Below are 17,668 nucleotides of genomic sequence, written 5' to 3'. Positions count from 1 at the left end.
TTTTGGAGGGCGCGGCCGCCTCGCGCCTCGAGGCCCTACCCTTCCTCCACGAGCTGCTCGAGCCGCGCCACCCGTTCCGCGAGCACCTCGAGCCCCTCCTCCCAGAACCGCCGGTCCTCGATATCGATCCCGAAGCGGGCGGCGAGCTCCTGGGCCGTGTGCATCCCGGTCGAGGCCAAAAGCGCGTCGTAGCGCTCGAGGAATCCCTCGGGGGCCTCCTGGTAGTGCCGGTAGAGGCCCAGCCCGAAGAGCAGGCCGAAGGTGTAGGGGTAGTTGTAGAAGTCCGTGCCGTAGTAGTGGGGCTTGACCGCCCACATGTAGGGGTGGTAGGTGGCCAGCGCGTCCCCGTAGGTCTCGCGCTGGGCCTCGAGCATCAGCTCGTTGAACTCCTCCGGGGAGAGCTCCCGCGTCGCCCGGCGCTCGAAGACCCAGGACTCGAACAAAAAGCGCGCGTGGATGTCCACCACCACCTGGGCCGCCCCCTGGAGGTCGGTCTCGAGGATGGGAAGCTGCTCCTCCGGCGGAAGGGCCTGGAGGGCCGCCTGCACGATGACCGTCTCGTTCATGATGGAGGCGGTCTCCGCCAGGGTCATCGGGGTGTCGCGCAATAGCGGCGGGTGCTGGGCCAGGTTGAGGTTGTGGTAGGCGTGCCCGAGCTCATGCGCCAGGGTCGAGACCGAGTCGAAGCTCTCCTCGAAGTTGGCGAGGATGCGGCTTTCCCCTTTGCCCACGCTCATGCAGAACGCGCCGCCGCGCTTGCCCTTGCGGGGCTCGGCGTCGATCCAGCGTTCGCGAAACGCCCGCCGGGCGAGGTCCGCGTCGCGGGGGGAGAAGCGCCCGAGCTGCTCCACGATGAACCGTTCCGCTTCCTGCCATGTCCAGCGCCGCTGCTGCCGCCCCACCGGGGCGAACAGGTCCCACCAGTCCAGCCGCGCCTTCCCCAGCGCCTTGGCTTTGGCGCGGAAGTAGCGGCGCCAGACCGGGAAGCTCGCGACCACCGCTGCCTGCATCGCCTCCAGGGCCTTACGGCTGATGCGGTTACGGAAGAGGGTGGGCTCGAGGTCGTCCCGCCAGCCCCGGCGGCGGTTCAGCACGCTCGCCTCCCCCTTCACCCCGTTGAGCGCAGCGGCGAGCGGCACCGCGTGGGCCTTCCACGCCGCGAGTTCGGCCTCGTACGCGGCCCGGCGCGTGGCCTCGTCCGGGTGGTACGCCAGGTTCCGCACCGCGGTGATCGGGAGTTCCTTCCCCTCGAGCCGGACCGTGATCAGGCTCGAGGCGTTCCCGTGCAGCTTGGCCCAGGCCGTGCGGCCCGTGAGGCTGAGTTCCGCGGCCAGGGTCTCCTCGGGCTCGCTCATGAGGTGCTGGGCCTCGAGGCGGGCCTCCTCCAGCAACAGGCGGTACGGGCCGGCCTCTACCGCTTCGGCGTCGAGCGCGGCCAGCCAGGCCACGAGCCGGGGGCGGAGCTTACGGAAGTCCAGCACGAGCCGCTCGAGCTCGCTCAGCTTCGCCTGGGCCGCGCGGTCCTCGGCGTCGGTGGCCACGCGGCCGTAGAGGTAGGCGCGCACCGGCGTGAGGCCCTCCAGGAAGCGGTTGAGCTCCTCCACGACGGCCCAAAAGGCCTCCCGGTCCTCGGGGCGCGCCGGGCGCGCGCCCACCTCGTAACGCGCAAAGAGCTGTTCGAGCCGTTGAATGCCGGCCTCGAGCGCGTTCCAGGCTTCCTGAAACTTCTCCGATTCCAGCGAGGGAAAGAGCGGGGTGAGGTCCCACCGTGGCAGCGAGCGGTTCATGGCTCGAGTATACCTGACCGACGGGTCAGTCGCTTTGGTGCGGCTCCCCGCGCCCGCGCTACTATGGACGTATGATGCAAGGCAAGGTCGCACTCGTCACCGGCGCTTCCAAAGGCATCGGGTACGCCATCGCCAAGGCCCTGGCGCAGCACGGCGTGAAGGTCGGGCTGTTCGCCCGCAGCCGCGAACGGCTCGAGACCGTCGCCCAGGAACTCCAGGCCGCCGGCGGGGAGGCCCTCCCCCTGCCGGGCGACGTGACCCGCTACGCGGACCTCGAGGCCGCCGTGCAGCGGCTCGAGGCGGCCTACGGCGGGCTGGACATCCTGGTGAACAACGCCGGCATCGGGATCTTCAAGCCCGTGCACGAGCTAAGCCTCGAGGAGTGGCGGCAGGTGCTCGCCACCAACCTCGACGGGGTCTTCTACGGGATCAAGGCCGCCGTTCCCGCGATGCGGCGCCGCGGCGGGGGGTACATCGTGAACATCGGCTCCCTCGCCGCGAAGAACACCTTCCCCGGGGGCGCGGCGTACAACGCGAGCAAGTTCGGCCTGCTGGGGTTGAGCGAGGCCGCGATGCTCGACCTGAGGTACGAGAACATCCGCGTCACGAGCATCCTGCCCGGCTCGGTGGACACCACCTTCAACAACCACCCCACCGGCCAGGCGTGGAAGATCCAGCCGGAGGACGTGGCCCAGGCGGTGCTCTTCGTGCTCCGCACCGACCCCCGCATCATCCCCAGCCAGATCGACCTGCGGCCCAGCCAGCCGCCACGCAAGGCCTAGCTACGGCGCGAGGCGCTCGAGCCGCCACCCGTCCGGGGTGCGGGTGTAGCACAATCGGTCGTGCAGCCGGCCCGGCCGGCCCTGCCAGAACTCGATCGCCTCCGGCACCACCCGGTACCCGCCCCAGTGCGGGGGGCGCGGCACGCGCGTACCGAAACGCGCCCGGACCTCCCGGACGCGCTGCTCGAGCGCCTCCCGGCTCGCGATGACCTGGCTTTGCGGGGAGGCCCAGGCCCCCAGCCGCGCCTCGAGGGGCCGGGTCTGGAAGTACGCGTCCGCCTCCGCCTCCGGAACGCGCTCCACCCGGCCTTCGATCCGCACCTGCCGCTCGAGCGGCGCCCACCAGAAGACCAGCGCGGCCTGGGGGTTCTGGGCGAGCTCCTGGCCTTTGCGGCTCTCGTAGTTCGTGTAGAAGACGAACCCGCGCGCGTCGAACCCCTTGAGGAGGACCACGCGGGCGGACGGGCGGCCTGTGGGGGTCGCGGTGGCGAGCGTCATGGCGTTGGGCTCGATCAGCTCGGCCTCGAGGGCTTCCTGGAACCAGCGCGCGAACTGCCGGATGGGGTCCGGATCCATCTCGTGCTCGTGCAGGCCGCGTTGCGTGTACTCGCGGCGTAGGGCTTCAAGGCGATGGGCGTCCATGCTTTTATTTTGCGGCAGAGGCGGGGGCGTTCAGCTGGCGTTAAGCCGGGTACGGCAAGGTTTTAAGATGAGTGGGAGGCCGTGAAGCGGATCGGAGTTTGGGTCCTTTGGGTGTTGAGCTACCTCGCCCTGGCGTTCGTGCCCGAGGAGGGGATGGAGTTCCTGTTCACCGACGCGTTGGGCGAACGCATCCTCGGGTACGGCGTGCTGCAGGACGGGACGCTCCGCTTGCGGGTGAACCCGGAGGTGCGGGAGTTCGTGCTTTTGGTTACCCGCAGGGACGGTTCGTTCCTGGTGTTCCCGGGGTACAAGGACGCGGCGGGCCGTTTGTTCTTTGTGGACGCGTCCGGGGAAGCGGTGGACTTGCTGGGCTTCCTTAGGGAGGCTCGCGTCGCGGTAACGCTCCTTTGGGGGGAGGAAGAGGAAGCCCACGACCCCTCCGGCCCCGGTGCACCGGAGGACGATGAGGACGCGGTGCGGGACGACAACTCCGGTCCCGGGTCCCGGGACGGCGATGTGGAGGAAGGCCCCGACAACTCTGGCCCCGGATCCCAGGACGACCGGGTGCGGGAGGACGACGACCGGAAGGACAACTCCGGCTCCGGGTCTCGGGATGACGAGGACGAGGACCGGGACGAGAACGACGAGAAGGACCGGTAGCAGGGCGTGTGGAGGAGCGATGGCCGGAGAACGCCTCTTGATCGTGGAGGACGACCCGCGGCTGGCGCGGCTGCTCGTGAACGAGCTCGCGGCCGCCGGGTACGCCCCCAGCGCGGTGCACACCGGATCGGACGCCCTAGCGAAGCTCGAGGAGGAGGCCTTTGAGTTGGTCATCCTGGACCTGAACCTCCCGGACCTGGACGGCCTCGAGGTCGCGCACCGCGTCGCGGGCCAGAAGGACACGAGCATCCTGATGCTTACCGCGCGGGGCGACGTGGAGAGCCGCGTGCAGGGGCTGTACGCGGGCGCGAGCGATTACGTCACCAAGCCCTTTAGCCTCAAGGAACTCCTGGCCCGGGTGCACGCCCGGCTGCGCGAGCGCAAGCGTCACGAGGACGTGATCCGCGTCGGGACGCTCGAGCTCGACCGCGTGAAGCGGCAGTGCCGCGTGGATGGAGCGGTCGTGCCGCTCACCGCGCGGGAGTACGCCTTGCTCGAGCTGCTCTTGGTGAACCGGGGGCGCATCTTCTCCAAGGAGGAGTTGGAGGACCGGCTTTACGGCATGGACCTGCCCGCCTCGAACACGATCGAGGTCTTCATCTCCAACCTGCGCCGCAAGCTCGCGGCGCGGGGCGTGCAGGGCCTGATCACGACCGTGCGGGGCATGGGGTACGTGGTGCGATGACGCTGCGCCTGCGCCTGAGCCTCCTCGCTGCCCTCCTTCTGCTCGGAGGGCTCGCGCTCTTCGGCGGACTGGCGTACCTGCTCTTCGTCGAGCAGCAAGAGCGAGAGCTCAAGGCCCTGGTCGCGCGTGACCTGGAGCGGCTTGGCGCGCTGGTGCAAAACCCCGTGGTGGGCGCGCGGCTCCTGAACACGGGGCAGGAGGGATGGGTGCAGCAGCTGGTCTCGCGGGACGGGACCGTAATCCTGCCGACCGGGGCACGGCCGTTGCCGCTTTATGCCGAGCCGACCCTGGACCGCTCGTGGGGCCGGCCCCTCTTGGTGGCCGCGACGCCCTGGCGCTCCCCCAGCGGGGCGGTGCTGGGCACGATCCGGGTGGGGCTCGACGTCACGGAGGCGCTCGCGGCGCGCGCGACGCTCCTGCGGAGCCTGGTCGCTAGCGGCGCGGTGATCGCTCTGGTCGCGCTTGCCGTAGGGCTCGCCAGCCTGCAACGGGCGCTTCGGCCGTTGGCCGAGCTGGCCCGCCAGGCGCGGGGGATCGACCCGGCGAACCCGCGCCTCGCCCGTTACCGCGGCCCCAAGGACGAGGTGGCCACGCTCGCCCAAGCGTTGAACCAGGCCCTCGAGAACATCCGCGCACGCCAGCAGGCCGAGCGGGCCGCGCTCGCCGAGGTCGCGCACGAGCTCGCCGCGCCGCTCTCCCTCGTCGCGGGGCACCTCGAGTCCCTCGCGGAAACCCACGCGGGGGACGCGCGTCTTTTGGCCGCGCGGGACGCGGCGCGGGAGCTGCTCTACACCTCCCAGGACCTCTTGACCCTCGCGCGGGGGGAGCTCGAGCGGCCCCTGGAGCTCCGGGTCTTCGACCTCGCGGAGGTCGCGGCGCGGGTCGCGCGGGAGTACCCGGGGGTGGCCCTCGCGGTGGAGGGGCCTGCGGAGGTGGCCGGCAGCCCGGAGCGCATGACGCAGCTGGTGCGTAACCTGGTGCGGAACGCCGTGCAGGCCTCGGGGGGGACAGCCGGGGTGCGGGTCGCGCTTTGGGCCACGGAGGAGGAGGTGTACCTCGAGGTGCGGGACCAGGGGCCGGGGATCCCGCCGGAGGAGTTGCCGCGGGTCTTCGAGCGCTTCTACACCCGCCGGGGCGGGGCGGGGCTGGGGCTGAGCGTGGCGCAGCGGATCGCCCGGCAGCACGGGGGGGAGATCCGGGTGGCTTCGGAGGTGGGGAAGGGGAGTCGGTTCACCGTGGTGCTGCCGAGCCTGGCGGCGCGGATCGTGGAGCACGATTCGGCCTAGTCGGTGCAGGAGCGCGCGCCGGGCGTGGGGGGGAGCGCGAGGGTTTCCACCTGCGTGAGGTGGGGTTGGGGCGAGGGGGCGCATCCCTGCTGGAGGGGCGGGGGGAGGGGGGTGGCGATGACGGCGTTAACGAAGAAGGAGTCGCCTCCGGTGGTGGTGAGCGCTTGGGGGTCGCCGTGGGGGGAGAGGAAGCGCACCGTGACGCGCGTGGCGTCGCCGGGAACGTCGGGAAGGGTGAGGTGGGCCAGCACGAGCTCCGCGCCTTGGTTCGGGACGAAGTGGATGCGGCTCGTCGTGACGCCGCCCGCGCTGGCCTCCACGATGGCGGAGCGGGTGCCGGCCTTGTCCAGTTCGGAAATCGCGTAATCCACCCGTACCGTGCGGGGAGCGTCCGCGGTGGGGAGGGGCAGCGTGACCTCGTACACGTCGCCGACCGGGTCGGTGGGCGTGCGGCCCCACCAGAGGTCCGCGTAGGGGGTCGCGCCGCTGCTGGGCGGCCGGTGCGGCCCGGCCTTCCGGAAGACCGCCGCGACCAGGCTGCGCGGCCCGTACCGGGTTCCCGTCCGGTCCGTGCCGCCGGCCACCTCGGCCTGGAGCGAGAGGGAGGCGCGGCAGGCGATCGGGGCGAAGGCGTGCTCGTAGATGAAGCCGAACGGGGTGGTGTACGTCGGTACGGTCAGCGTGACGGCCCGGTCGTGATCGCCGCAGGCTAGGGTGATCCGCACCTGTTCCGGCACCCCGAAAAGCGGGGTGTTGTCGCGCCCGCCTTTCAGGGTGACCTGAGCCACGATGCGGGCGACGCTTTCGGGGTTGGGTATGCGCACGCGCTGCCGGTGCGTGTTCTCGGGATCGTCCGCCATGGCGGTGCCCATACCGGTTCCGATCAGTTCGACGGCGACACCGTCCCGGTAAGACCAGGCCGCCGGGGCAGGGGATGCGGGTTGGGCGAGGGATTGTAGGCCGTAGGTGGCGATGAGTGCAAGGACGAGTCCGCCTAGCGGCCGTTGGGGCGGGTGTCGGGTCATTACAGGCTCCTCCCCTCCCATCGGGGTGGGTATGGTCTTGCTTTCGACGATACCGGAATCCTTGTGACCCGAACGTTACCGTTCAAACCCGCTCCGGCACGCACAAAACGCGCCGGTGTTACCGGGGCAGCGGGCAAGGCCCCGCGCATGGACCGCCGGGGTTAACACCGGGCGTTACAGGGTGGTGGACTCGAGCTGGCGTTCCTCGATCCAGTCGGCGTGTTCCAGGAGCACGGCGTACAGCACGCCGTGGGCCGTAACGCGACGCACGCCGCTTTCGGGGAGCCGGTAGTGCACCTCGCCGTCCCGCAACACGACCGTGCACCCCGCGCTTTGGAGGCGCTCCATGATGGCTTGCGCGCGCGCTCGCGCGGTGGGCGAGGTTCCCTTCAGCTTGAGCCGGCCACCCACGGTCATGCGGTCGTCCTCCTGATCCGGCGAGCCCGGACCGCTCCGAACGTGCCCTAATCTGCCAGAACCCGGGGGGGTTCGGCAAGGGGTGGACCCCCTATTTGCACGTTAGGGTTCAAGGAGCGGGGGTGCGGGCCTCGCCGAGGGCGAGCGCGCTGTGGATCAGGCCGATGTGGCTGAAGGCCTGGGGGTAGTTCCCGAGCATCGCGCCGGTGGTGGGATCGATCTCCTCGGCGAGGAGGCCCAGGGGGCTCGCGTGGCGCACCGCCTGCTCCAGAAGGGCCGCGGCGGGCTCGGTCTCCCCTCCGAGCGCGAGCGCGTGCACCAACCAGAAGGTCGCGAGGAGGAACGCGCCTTCTTGGCCAGGCAGGCCGTCCTCCCCGGTGTAGCGGCGGACCCAGCCGTCCACCACGAGTTCGCGCTGCGTAGCCGCGATCGTGCCCCGCACGCGCGGGTCATCCGGGGGCAGGAAGCCCACGAGGGGGATCAGCAGCCCGGTCGCGTCGAGCTCCTCGGTGCCAAACGCCCGCACGAAGCTTTGCTTTCGGGGGCTGAACCCCTGCGTCAAGATCGCGTCGCGCACGGCTTTCCGCTGTGCTTTCCAGGTGCGGAGCGAGGCCTTGAGGCCGAAGCGCTCCGCGAGCCGGATGCCTCGGTCGAGCGCCACCCAGCACATGAGCTTCGAGTACGTGAAGTGCTGGGGCGGGCTCCGCACCTCCCAGATGCCCGCGTCCGGCGAGCGCCAGACGCGCGCGGCGTGGTTCACGAGCCCGCGGATGAACCTCCAGTCCACCCCCTCGAGGCCTTCTCGGTGCCGGTGCACCTCGTACGCGGCGTTCACCAGCTCGCCGTAGATGTCCAGCTGGGTCTGGGTGGCGGCGGCGTTCCCCACGCGCACGGGCCGGGAGTCTCGGTACCCGCGCAGGTGGTCCAGGGTTTCCTCGGGAGGGACCGGATCGCCGTGCAGGGTGTACATGACCCGGATCGCCGCTGGTTCCCGCGCCTGCGCGCAGACCGCACAGATCCAGCGGAAGTACTCGAGCGCCTCCTGCACGTGCCCCAGGCGGTGCAGGGCCTGGACCGTGAAGGAGGCGTCGCGTATCCAGGCGTACCGGTAGTCCCAGTTGCGCACCCCCCCGATGGCCTCGGGGAGGGAGGTGGTGGGGGCCGCGGCGATCGCGCCGGTCTCGGGGTGCGTGAGGAGCTTCAGCGCCAGGCCGCTGCGCGTCGCGAGGTCGTGCCAGGGCCCCTCGAAGAGGCACGGTTCCTGCTCGCAGCGGTGGGCCCACGCCCGCCAGTAGCGGAGGGTGGCCTCGAGCCGCGCTTCGCGTTGCGCTTCGGTCAGGAAGGGCGCCCCGTCGTAGCGCAGCCCGAACCACAGCGTCGTGCCCGCCTCGAGGACGAAGCGCGCTCGGGCCGTCGCGCCGCGCACCTCGAGCGGCACAGGGCTGTCCAGCACCAGGTGCGTCCCCCGCCAGCGGGCTTGGACGCCGGTCGGGGTGGCCTCGAGGCGCGGGGTGACCCGGGCGTAATCGAAGCGGGGGGCGAACTCGAGCGTGAACTCGAGGGTGCCGGTGAGGCCCTCGAGCTTCCGCAAGAGGACCCGGTGGCCGGCGGGGGGGAGGCCGGTCATGCCGCGCACCGGCATGAAGTCCACGAGCCGGGCCTGGCCGGTAGGGGTGCGGAAGCGGGTGTGGAGCACGTTGGTGGGTTCCGCGTAGGCCTGGGTCGTTTCGAAGGGGGCGCGCGGTTTTAGGGTGAAGTGCCCGCCCCGTTCGGGGTCGAGAAGGGCCGCGAAGATGCTGGGGGACTCCAGGTGCGGGAGGGGCAGCCAGTCGATCGCCCCGTCGCGCGCGACGAGGGCGCAGGTCTCGAGGTTCCCGACGAGGCCGTACGCTTCTAAGGGCTTGTAATCGCTGGGCATGGTTGCCCTTAGGCTAGGGCCTGGCGGTGCGGGGGTGGGTATGGAGGGAGACGCGGCCGGGAAAACACAACCGCCGGGGGCGACTCCCCCGGCCATCCAAATCTAATTATACCACGGTTTGCGGTTATGCAAAGGGGTATGCTTCCGGGGGGTCATGTAAAAAACTCGGTTGAGTAAGAGGGGAGCCCTTAGTCTGGTTCTGCCATGAAGCCGACTGAGGGCTCCCCGAGCTCCATCGTACCCTGTCCCCACTGCGGAGCCACCCGTGAGGAGAGCGGGGGCTACCGCAGACGCAAGCTGCGCACCTTTCGGGGCATCCAGGAAGTCAGAGTCAAACGGATCCGCTGCGCCCAATGCAAGCGCCAGAAACGAGCTCTCTACCCGGAGGACTGCCCTAGAAGCCGCTGGTACGCGATCTCCATCCAGGAGCACTTCCTCATCCTCGCAAGCCATCGCGCCCCTGAAAGCGTCCAAAACGATCTCGCCAAGAACCTGGGCTTCCCCCTCACCCGTCCCACCCGCCTCCGCTGGCTCAGGTCCGCGGGGGCCAGGGCCAAACGGCTCCTTCAGCGGGAGAACCGTCTTCTCCGAGGGCGGGTGTACTGGGGGAGTGTGGATGAATGGGCCTTTGGCCGGGGCCCCAAGGGGTACGGGTACCTTTACTTTGAGGCTTGGACGGGTTGCCCGCTGTGGGGAGACCTTGGCCATCGGCGGCGTTACGAGCGGGTGCGGGAGCTCCTTTGGAGGTTACCTCCAAGGCTGGGGGTGGTTTCGGACGGGGCGCAGGAGGTAGGGGAGGCGTTGGGCTGGTTGGGGCGGAGGCTGCTTTGGGCCCGGTGCGCTTTCCACCTGATGCGGGAGGTACGGGCCAAGGTGGACCGGAAGGCGTGGGGGGAGATACGGGAGGGTCTGAGGGTGCTGCGGGGGCTTGGGCCTGGGGAGAGGGAGGCGTTCTTTTGGAAGGAGCTTCTGCCCCGGTGGGGTAAGGCCTTGGAGGGCTGGGTGCGGGCTTGGGAGGGGTTGCAGGAGGCTTGGGGGGCCGAGGTACCGCCTCCTTGGACAAACAACGTGGCGGAGGTAGGGCATGGGCGATTGTGGCGGCGGCGCAGGCGGAGGGTGTTGCGGAGCCTGGAGGTGGGGGAATCCTGGTTGATGGTGGGGCTTTACCGGATGCGGCATCGGCGGATTGGGGAAAAGAGCCCCTGGGAAAGGCTTACGGGAACTCTTTCCCCAGAGTGCTGGTGGAGGCCCCTGGTGGGGAGGATAAAAGGGTCAACTCAAAACTTGCACTTATGCACCCTGGGGATACCTATGCGCCAGGACCACTTGAAAGGGGCCGCTGGTTTCCCGTCTGATGACGGGTGCCATGACCCAAGCGGCCCTGTCCCTACTTTGGACCCTCCTGGCCCTTTTGCCAAGCCCCCACCTCCAGGAATCCCTCAAGGCCCTGCTCTTGCTCCTCCTCCACGGCCACGGCAAGGCCAGACCCCAGCACAGCCAGGTCAAGTCCCCCTCCGCCCTCTCTCGCTTCCTCAACCGCTACCCCTGGCCCACCCGCGCTCTCATCCGCCTGGCAAGAAAAGAGGCCGAGAAAGCCCTGGACCGGGCCAGAAAGAAAAAAGGCCCCAAGCCCCGTCTCCTGGTGGTCCTGGACCTAGTCACTCTGGAGAAGCGGGGCCGTTTCCAGGCCCTGCCCCTCTCCTTTTTTCACGGCAAGTGGGGACTCCATCTGGTGGTCCTCTACCTCGTCTACGGAGACCTCCGCATCCCTTGGGCCTACCGCCTCTGGCGGGGCAAGGGGGAGAAGGCCCTCTCCCGCCTGGCCCTAAGCCTCCTGGCCTCTCTGCCCCCCTGGATGCGCCGGGCCTTCCGGATACGGGTGGCCGCGGATGCGGCCTTTGGCACCACCTGGTTCCTTTTCGGGGTGAAGCGGTTGGGTTTTGAAGCGGTGGTGGGGATGCGGCGGGACCGGAGGCTGCGGGAAGGGGGGAGGCTTGGGGACCTCAGGCGGCAGGGGAGCCGGGTCTACCTTTGGGGGCTTTCCTTCCCGGTCTGGGTGGCCTGGTACCGCTACCCCCTGCCCCAAGGGGGCTGGGAGTGGCGGTACGTGGTGGCCACCTTTCCCGCCACGCCCCGGACGGCGCTCACTTGGGGAAAGAGGCGGTTTGCCATAGAGCACTTCTTCCGCGCCGCGAAAAGCGAGTTCTCCCTGGGGCAGTTTGGGCAGCGGACGGCTTTGGGGGTGCACCGTTTTCTGGTGCTTTCCCTTCTGGCCTACCTGTTGGCCCACTGGGTGGGCATGGAGGGGGAAGGAAGCTGGCGGGAGGCCAGGGAGCGGGCGGCGCGGGTTCTCTTGCCTGAGCTCGTGGTGCAGGTCGCCCTGCGGGAGCTCTATGCCCTGGGTCTCTGGCCGCCGGGGGGAGGGGGTGAAGGTTTATGCGGGATATGCGGGAGGTGCAAGTTTTGAGTCAACCGACTTTTTTACATGAGTCGCTTCCGGACCCCTTTGCATCGCGCGGTTACCCCGCCGTCACGCCAGCCCCAACCGCTCGGCGTCCGCCTTCATCGCCTCGAGCACGAACCCGATGTGCTCCCAGAGCTCCACGCCGAACGCCTCCGCCGCCTGCCGCACCTCCTCGCGGTTCACGCCCCGCGCGAAGCTCTTGTCCTTGAACTTCTTCTTCAAGCTCCTGAGCTCGAGGCCGTGGATGCTGCGGTCGGGGCGCACGTACACCGCGGCGGTGATCAAGCCGGTGATCTCATCGCACGCGAACAAGGCCTTGGCCATCCGCGTCCGGCGCGGCACGCCCGTGAAGCTCGCGTGCCCCAGGATGGCCTCGCACACCACCTCCGGGTACCCGTGCTCCCGCAGGTAGGCCACGCCCCGGTAGGGGTGCTCCTCGGGGTACCGCTCGTAATCGAAGTCGTGCAGCACCCCCGCGATGGCCCAAAGCTCCTCGTCCTCGCCCAGCTTGCGCGCGTACGCGCGCATCGCGGCCTCCACGGCCATCATGTGCCGCCGCAGGTTCTCCGAAGCCGTCCACTCCCGCATCAAGGCCAGGGCTTCCGCGTAGTTGGGCATGCTTCGACTATACCGCCTGCCTCGAGGAATCTGCTAGCATGGGCCGTATGCGGATCGGTTACGGGGAGGACAGCCACCGCCTCGAGGCCGGCCGGCCCTTATGGCTGGGCGGCGTGCGGATCGAAAGCCCGCACGGGCCCGTGGCGCACTCGGACGGGGACGCGCTGTTGCACGCGGTTGCGGACGCTTTGCTGTCCGCTCTCGCGCTCGGGGATATCGGCCAGCTCTTTCCCGACACGGACCCCCGCTGGCGGGGGGTGGACAGCACGGTGATCCTCGCGGAAGCGCTGCGCCGGGTACGCGCCGAGGGGTACCGGCCCCGGCAGGTGAACGCCGTGGTGACCCTGGACCGCCCCAAACTCACCCCGCACCGCGAACGCATCCAGGAGCGCCTGGCCCACCTCCTCGCCTTGAGTGCGGGGGACGTAGGGCTTTCCTTTAAGACCTCGGAAGGCCTCGCGCCCGCGCACGTGCAGGTGCGGGCGGTGGTGCTCCTCGAGCCCCTCCCCCAAGGCCCGGGCGGGGTGTGGACGGCGTAACGCGGCGCATGGACCTCGTCGCCTTCCTGAACGGGCTGGGCACCCTCACCTTCGCCGCGACCGGCGCGCTCGTGGGGGTCCGGAAGCGGTTCGACCTCATCGGCGTGATGATCCTGGCCTCGGTCACGGCGGTGGGGGGCGGCTCGATCCGGGACGTGGTGGTGGGGTTTTTGCCGCCCGCCGCGCTCCGGGACGACGCGTTGCTTTGGGGCGTGGCGCTCACCGGGGTGGCCACCTTCTACCTGCACCGGTACCTGGGGCGGCTCGAGCGCACCTTGTACGCCCTGGACACGCTGGGGCTCGCGCTGTTCGCCGCGCTCGGCGCGGAGCGCGGCCTGACCTACGGGCTGGGGGTGTGGGGGGTGGTCTTCGCGGGTACGGTGAGCGGCGTGGGGGGCGGGGTGCTCCGCGACGTGCTCTCCGGCGAGGTGCCCGGCATCCTGTACCGGGCGGGGGATCTGTACGCCTCGGCCGCGGCGGCGGGGGCGCTGGTGGTGTACCTGCTGTACGGCCTGGACCCCGGGCTGAGCCTGGTGGCGGGCGCGTTGACCACGATGCTGTTGCGGTTTGGGAGCCGCTGGTGGGGGCTCAGGCTGCCCGTTCCGCGCGGGTAGCGCGGGCCGGGGCTTAGCGGGCGTTGTGCGCGTAGCTTAACGCCAGGTCCCAAAGGGCGTGCTCGTAGCGCAGGATCGCTTCCGTGACCTCCTCGATGCGGGCGCGTTCCTCCGGCGTGGCGTGGATCAGGGCCTCCTCCGCGAGGTCGCTCACGTCGTGCATGTAGGCGCGGGATTCGGAGGAGGAAAGGTACTCGGTCAGGCGGCCGAGGGGCTCGCACGCGGGACACGCGCTCATCCACACGTCGAGAAACGCGCGGTGCAGCACCCAAAGCCCCACGATCGCCACGGGGTACGGGTGTTCGGCCAGGGACTTGAGGAGCTGAAGGTGCGCCTGGATCGTGGGGTGCCGCGGCGCGTCCGGGTTGACGCCCAGCACCTCGAGCCAGTCCAGTTCCTCCACGGCGGCGACGAGGCCGTAGGCCAGCACCAACTGGTGCGGGCGCGGGGCGTTGAGGAGGAGCTTTGCTTTGAGGCGGAGCAGCTCCTGAGTGAGGGGGTAGAGCTGCTCCAGCCAGCGCAGCCCCGCCGTGTAGGGCACCTCCCCGTCCTGCAAGCGCTGGACGAACGGGTGCTCGAGGAGTCGCGCCCAGGCGGGCCAGTGTCGGTCCCGAAGCGCCAGGAGGTTCCGCATCGCCCTACAGTATAGCGACTGCGTGGATTGAGTTTAAATAGTTTCCGAGAGTAGGCTCTCGACCTCCGCCATGTAGCGGTCCTTCGGGATCAGAACGTACCCGTGCTCGCCCTGGGCCGGGTAGTACGGCGTCTCGAGGTCCAGCGGCGCGCGCACCTCGTCGTAGCGCCGGAACTGGTGGAGGACCGGCCTAAACCGCGGGCGCACGCGTTCCGCCAACCCCTCCAACGCCAGGGATAACCGGAGCACCAACCCGATCCTGCGCACGTCCACCCCCTAGTTCACTCGGCGCACCTTCTTGTTCAGGAAGTCCATCAGCACGTACCGGCCGATGTTGCGCGGCGTGGTGAAGTACGCCTTGCCCCGAGTGATGCGCGTGATCTTGCGTACGAACGCGACCAGCTCGGGCTCCCGCGCGAGCATGAAGGTGTGGATGGGGATCCCCTCGCGCCGCGCGGCGCTCACTTCCTTCAAGGTCTCCGCGAGGATCATGGGGTCGAGCCCCCAGGCGTTCTTATAGATCTGCCCGGACGGCAGGGTGAGCGCGGAGGGCTTCCCGTCCGTGATCATGATCACCTGCCGCATCTCCCCCCCCATGCGCCGCAGGATCTTGCGGGCGAGCCGCAACCCTTCCGCGGTGTTCGTGTGGTACGGCCCCACCTGCACCATCGGCAGCTTCGCGAGCGGGACCTCCTCCGCCGTGTCGTGAAACACCACGAACCGCACCTGATCCCCCGGGTACTGGGTGCGGATCAAGTGCGCCAGCGCGAGCGCCACCCGTTTGGCGGGCGTGAAGCGGTCCTCGCCGTACAGGATCATCGAGTGCGAGCAGTCCAGCAGCACCACGGTACTCATCGCCGCGGTGTACTCGCTCATCTCCACCACGAGGTCCTCCTCGCTGAGGCGCTCGAGGCCCTTGGGCAGCACGCGCTTGAGCGTCTCGGGCAGGTGCAGGTTCAGCTGGTCCCCCCACTCGTAGGCCTTGGTCTCCCCGCTCGCCTCCACCCCAGTCGCGTAGTGCCGCGTGGCGTGCATTCCGGGCGCGTTCCGGCCCAGCCCCCCCATCAGCTCGCGCAGGCTCCGCAACCCCAGGAAATCAATGGACTTCTGCGTGAGCTCGAACCGCGCCGCGCCTGCCTCGCCCCGGAACCCCTCCCCCGGCGCGGGCCGGGAGGGGTCCGCGTCCGGGCGGCGGAGGAACCCCTCGTCCTCCAGCCGCTGCACGAGCCGCTCGAGCTCCCGGTGCAACCGGCTGTCCTCGCGCCGCGTGGCCTCGGCGGCCTCCTCGAGCCACGCCTCGGGGATGAGGTCGCGTTCCGCCAGCGCCCGAAGCAGCGCGTCGTACAGGTCCTCGAGGGTGGCCTGGCGTTCGGGGTCCGGGTGGTACCGGTTGAAGGGGTCGTTGAACCCCGAGTCCAGGAGGAAGTCCTTCAACCAGTCCATCACCTCGGTCAGGTCCAGCTGCTCGAGCCCCCCCTCGTACTTGCTGTACCGGACCTTCATGCGGCCTCCTAGTTCCCCCACTGGGGGTGTTCGCCCAGCGCGGCGCTGTAGGTTTCCTCGCCGCGCGCGATCTTCCTGCGGCCAGCGAGCCCCTCCAGCACGAACTCTCCCGCCGCGGCGAGCAGCTCCGGCTGGTCGGACCCCGCGAGGCTTCGCGCCGCGGCCACAAGGCCCGGGACCGGCCCCATCGCCTCCACCACCGCACGCGCGGGGCCTTCCGGGAGCCGGAGGAGGTTGCCCTCCTCGAACCACGCCACCACCTCGTCCGTTGGCAGGCTGCGCGCGTACGCGCCGAAAGCCTGCCCGAACGCCTTCAGAACCAGCTCCCGCGCGATGCGTTCCGCGCCCACCAGCTCCCCCTCGTACTCCAGCTCGAGCTTGCCCGTCACCGCGGGCAGGCCGAAGTACACGTCGAGCGGACGAGCGACGGGCCGCTCCCCGTACCGGATGGCGCGCCGCTCGGCGTTCGAGGCCACGAGCTCGAGCAGGCTGATGCTGACGCGCTGCGAAACCCCGCTGGTTTGATCCACGCGTTTGTCCTCGCGGGCCGCGAAGGCCACGGCCTCCACCCCGGCCGCAACGAACGGCGGTACGAGAAGGCTCTCCTCCCGCTCGGTCCAGGCTTCCTGCAGCGTGATCTTCAACCCCTCCTCGAGGGTGCGCGGGTAGTGCGTGCGGATCTCGGAGCCGATCCGGTCCTTGAGCGGCGTGACGATCTTGCCGCGCGCGGTATAGTCCTGGGGATTGGCGGTGAAGACCAGCCACACGTCGAGCGGGAGGCGCACGGGGTACCCTTTGATCTGTACGTCCCCCTCCTGGAGGATGTTGAAGAGGGCCACCTGCACCTTGGGGGCGAGGTCCGCGAGCTCGTTCACCGCGAAGATCCCGCGGTTCGCGCGGGGCAGCAGGCCGTAGTGCACGGCCTCGAGGTCGCCGAGGCCCGTGCCGCGCCGCGCGGCCTTGATGGGGTCCACGTCCCCGATCAGGTCCGCGACGGTGGTGTCGGGCGTGGCGAGCTTCTCCACGTACCGCTCGTCCGCGGGCACCCAGACGATCGGCGCGTCGTCCCCCGCTTCGGCCAGGAGGCGCCGGCCCTCGGCGGAGAGGGGGTGGAGGGGGTTGTCGCGGATCTCGGTGGGCAGCGCCGGGATCTCGGGGTCCAGGAGGTCGATCAGCGCGCGCAAGAGGCGGCTTTTCGCCTGGCCCCGAAGCCCGAGCAGGATGAAGTTGTGCCGCGCGAGGATCGCGTTCACCAGGTGCGGGACGACGGTCTCCTCGTACCCGTGAATCCCGGGAAAGAGCGGGTCGCCCCGCCGGAGCTTGGCGATCAGGTTCTCCCGCGCCTCGTCCTTCACGCTCCGCCGCAGCTTCTCCAGGGGGTAGGCGCGCTTCAGCTCGCCCAGGGTTTGGGGTTTCATTGCCTCTAGTGTAGCGGCCAAAGGGGGGCGTGTCTGTGGAGCGAAGCGGATTTACCCGGCCTCGAGGACCCCCGCGATCAACCGGCCGGGGCCGTGCACGCCGCGCACCATGATCTGCCCGATGTCCGCGGACTTGCTGGGGCCGGAGTGCAGCCCAACCGCGGCGGGCAGCTCCCCCTCGAGGGCCTTGAGAGCCACGCCGAGGGTGTCCACCACGTCGTGGGCCCGCACCCAAACCAGGTGCACCGGGGCCAGGAGCTGCAGGCGCCGGCCCTCGCGGCTATCCAGGAGGAGCGTGCCGGTCTCCGCGACCGCGGCGCGCGCCAGCGAGACCGCGAGCGGCGCGCGTTCGGGCGGCACCTCGGGCAACTCCGGGCGGAGCGCCTCGGGTACCAACGGGCTCACGGCCGCGCCGTCGAAGGCCCGCGCGAATTCGGCGAGCCAGGCCTGGGCTTCCTCCAGCGAGGCGAAGCGCACGACCTCCCCCCCCGCGGCCTCGAGGTGCGCGGCGAACCGCTCGAGGGAGCTTGAGTCCGGTACGGGTGGGGTGAACGCCCCGGGGTGCGCGGCCTTGGGACGGTGCTGGAGGGCGCGGCGGATGCGGCTTAGGATGCGTTCTTTCATTTGGTTACGAGTATACGCCGGCCGCACCCCCAACGCGCTTCGCCGGCGCGCC

General features: G+C 69.9%; 18 protein-coding genes. 7 read left to right on the top strand and 11 right to left on the bottom strand.

Annotation, left to right across the window (positions count from 1 at the left end):
• Positions 1–35: 35 nt before the first annotated feature.
• The gene (locus tag MARKY_RS09785; protein WP_013704724.1) at positions 36–1,787 is read right to left on the bottom strand and encodes a M3 family oligoendopeptidase; all 1,752 of its coding nucleotides are present in this window, start codon (positions 1,785–1,787) and stop codon (positions 36–38) included.
• Between the two features lie 74 nt (positions 1,788–1,861).
• On the opposite strand from MARKY_RS09785, the gene MARKY_RS09780 reads away from it, so the two are divergent.
• A complete protein-coding gene (locus MARKY_RS09780; RefSeq protein WP_013704723.1) occupies positions 1,862–2,569 on the top strand; it encodes an SDR family oxidoreductase in 708 nt (235 codons plus the stop codon).
• On the opposite strand, the gene pdxH is transcribed toward MARKY_RS09780, so the two are convergent.
• A complete protein-coding gene (pdxH, locus tag MARKY_RS09775; RefSeq protein WP_013704722.1) occupies positions 2,570–3,211 on the bottom strand; it encodes a pyridoxamine 5'-phosphate oxidase in 642 nt (213 codons plus the stop codon).
• An 81-nt stretch (positions 3,212–3,292) separates the two neighbouring features.
• Here pdxH and MARKY_RS09770 point away from each other — a divergent pair, with 81 nt between their 5' ends.
• From MARKY_RS09770 to MARKY_RS09760, 3 genes are read left to right on the top strand one after another with little or no spacing between them, the layout of a single operon-like run.
• The gene (locus tag MARKY_RS09770; RefSeq protein ID WP_013704721.1) at positions 3,293–3,871 is read left to right on the top strand and encodes a hypothetical protein; all 579 of its coding nucleotides are present in this window, start codon (positions 3,293–3,295) and stop codon (positions 3,869–3,871) included.
• A 19-nt stretch (positions 3,872–3,890) separates the two neighbouring features.
• The gene (locus tag MARKY_RS09765) at positions 3,891–4,556 is read left to right on the top strand and encodes a response regulator transcription factor (protein ID WP_013704720.1); all 666 of its coding nucleotides are present in this window, start codon (positions 3,891–3,893) and stop codon (positions 4,554–4,556) included.
• Positions 4,553–5,842, top strand: coding sequence for a sensor histidine kinase (locus tag MARKY_RS09760; RefSeq protein ID WP_013704719.1), 1,290 nt, complete (start codon positions 4,553–4,555; stop codon positions 5,840–5,842). Before MARKY_RS09765 ends, MARKY_RS09760 begins: the two co-directional genes overlap by 4 nt.
• Here the strand turns inward: MARKY_RS09760 and MARKY_RS09755 are convergent.
• The 3 genes from MARKY_RS09755 to MARKY_RS09745 all read right to left on the bottom strand — a co-directional run bounded on the left by MARKY_RS09755 (position 5,839) and on the right by MARKY_RS09745 (position 9,202).
• Positions 5,839–6,867, bottom strand: a complete 1,029-nt coding sequence (locus tag MARKY_RS09755) for a hypothetical protein (protein WP_013704718.1) — start codon at positions 6,865–6,867, stop codon at positions 5,839–5,841. The genes MARKY_RS09760 and MARKY_RS09755 overlap by 4 nt on opposite strands.
• Positions 6,868–7,041: 174 nt before the next feature.
• Entirely contained in the window at positions 7,042–7,284 is a 243-nt protein-coding gene (locus tag MARKY_RS09750) for a hypothetical protein (RefSeq protein ID WP_013704717.1), read from the bottom strand.
• A gap of 109 nt (positions 7,285–7,393) precedes the next feature.
• Complete coding sequence (locus MARKY_RS09745) at positions 7,394–9,202, bottom strand: glycoside hydrolase family 15 protein (RefSeq protein ID WP_013704716.1); 1,809 nt, start codon at positions 9,200–9,202, stop codon at positions 7,394–7,396.
• Positions 9,203–10,568: 1,366 nt separating this feature from the next.
• Here MARKY_RS09745 and MARKY_RS09740 point away from each other — a divergent pair.
• Positions 10,569–11,669, top strand: coding sequence for a transposase (locus MARKY_RS09740; RefSeq protein WP_013702865.1), 1,101 nt, complete (start codon positions 10,569–10,571; stop codon positions 11,667–11,669).
• 63 nt (positions 11,670–11,732) lie between these two features.
• Here the strand turns inward: MARKY_RS09740 and MARKY_RS09735 are convergent, their stop codons facing one another.
• Positions 11,733–12,284, bottom strand: a complete 552-nt coding sequence (locus tag MARKY_RS09735; RefSeq protein ID WP_013704715.1) for an HD domain-containing protein — start codon at positions 12,282–12,284, stop codon at positions 11,733–11,735.
• Positions 12,285–12,331: 47 nt separating this feature from the next.
• On the opposite strand from MARKY_RS09735, the gene ispF reads away from it, so the two are divergent.
• Both ispF and MARKY_RS09725 read left to right on the top strand, forming a co-directional pair.
• Positions 12,332–12,823 carry a 2-C-methyl-D-erythritol 2,4-cyclodiphosphate synthase gene (ispF, locus tag MARKY_RS09730; RefSeq protein ID WP_041658046.1) on the top strand — a complete coding sequence of 164 codons (492 nt, stop codon included), beginning with the start codon at positions 12,332–12,334 and terminating at the stop codon, positions 12,821–12,823.
• Positions 12,824–12,831: 8 nt separating this feature from the next.
• Complete coding sequence (locus MARKY_RS09725; RefSeq protein ID WP_013704713.1) at positions 12,832–13,437, top strand: trimeric intracellular cation channel family protein; 606 nt, start codon at positions 12,832–12,834, stop codon at positions 13,435–13,437.
• A gap of 13 nt (positions 13,438–13,450) precedes the next feature.
• On the opposite strand, the gene MARKY_RS11480 is transcribed toward MARKY_RS09725, so the two are convergent.
• The 5 genes from MARKY_RS11480 to MARKY_RS09700 are packed head-to-tail and all read right to left on the bottom strand — an operon-like array spanning position 13,451 to position 17,616.
• Entirely contained in the window at positions 13,451–14,071 is a 621-nt protein-coding gene (locus MARKY_RS11480) for a TenA family protein (RefSeq protein ID WP_013704712.1), read from the bottom strand.
• 33 nt (positions 14,072–14,104) lie between these two features.
• Positions 14,105–14,338, bottom strand: coding sequence for a hypothetical protein (locus MARKY_RS09715; protein ID WP_013704711.1), 234 nt, complete (start codon positions 14,336–14,338; stop codon positions 14,105–14,107).
• A 9-nt stretch (positions 14,339–14,347) separates the two neighbouring features.
• On the bottom strand, positions 14,348–15,574 hold the full coding sequence (locus MARKY_RS09710; RefSeq protein ID WP_013704710.1) for a vWA domain-containing protein: 1,227 nt from the start codon (positions 15,572–15,574) through the stop codon (positions 14,348–14,350).
• 8 nt (positions 15,575–15,582) lie between these two features.
• Positions 15,583–16,992: a sigma 54-interacting transcriptional regulator gene (locus MARKY_RS09705; protein ID WP_013704709.1), complete on the bottom strand. Its 1,410-nt coding sequence runs from the start codon at positions 16,990–16,992 to the stop codon at positions 15,583–15,585.
• 51 nt (positions 16,993–17,043) lie between these two features.
• Positions 17,044–17,616 carry a LutC/YkgG family protein gene (locus tag MARKY_RS09700; protein ID WP_013704708.1) on the bottom strand — a complete coding sequence of 191 codons (573 nt, stop codon included), beginning with the start codon at positions 17,614–17,616 and terminating at the stop codon, positions 17,044–17,046.
• Positions 17,617–17,668: the final 52 nt, after the last annotated feature.

Origin of the sequence: Marinithermus hydrothermalis DSM 14884, assembly GCF_000195335.1 — a bacterium.
GTDB lineage: Bacteria > Deinococcota > Deinococci > Deinococcales > Marinithermaceae > Marinithermus > Marinithermus hydrothermalis.
This window is presented reverse-complemented; position numbering and strand designations above follow the sequence as displayed.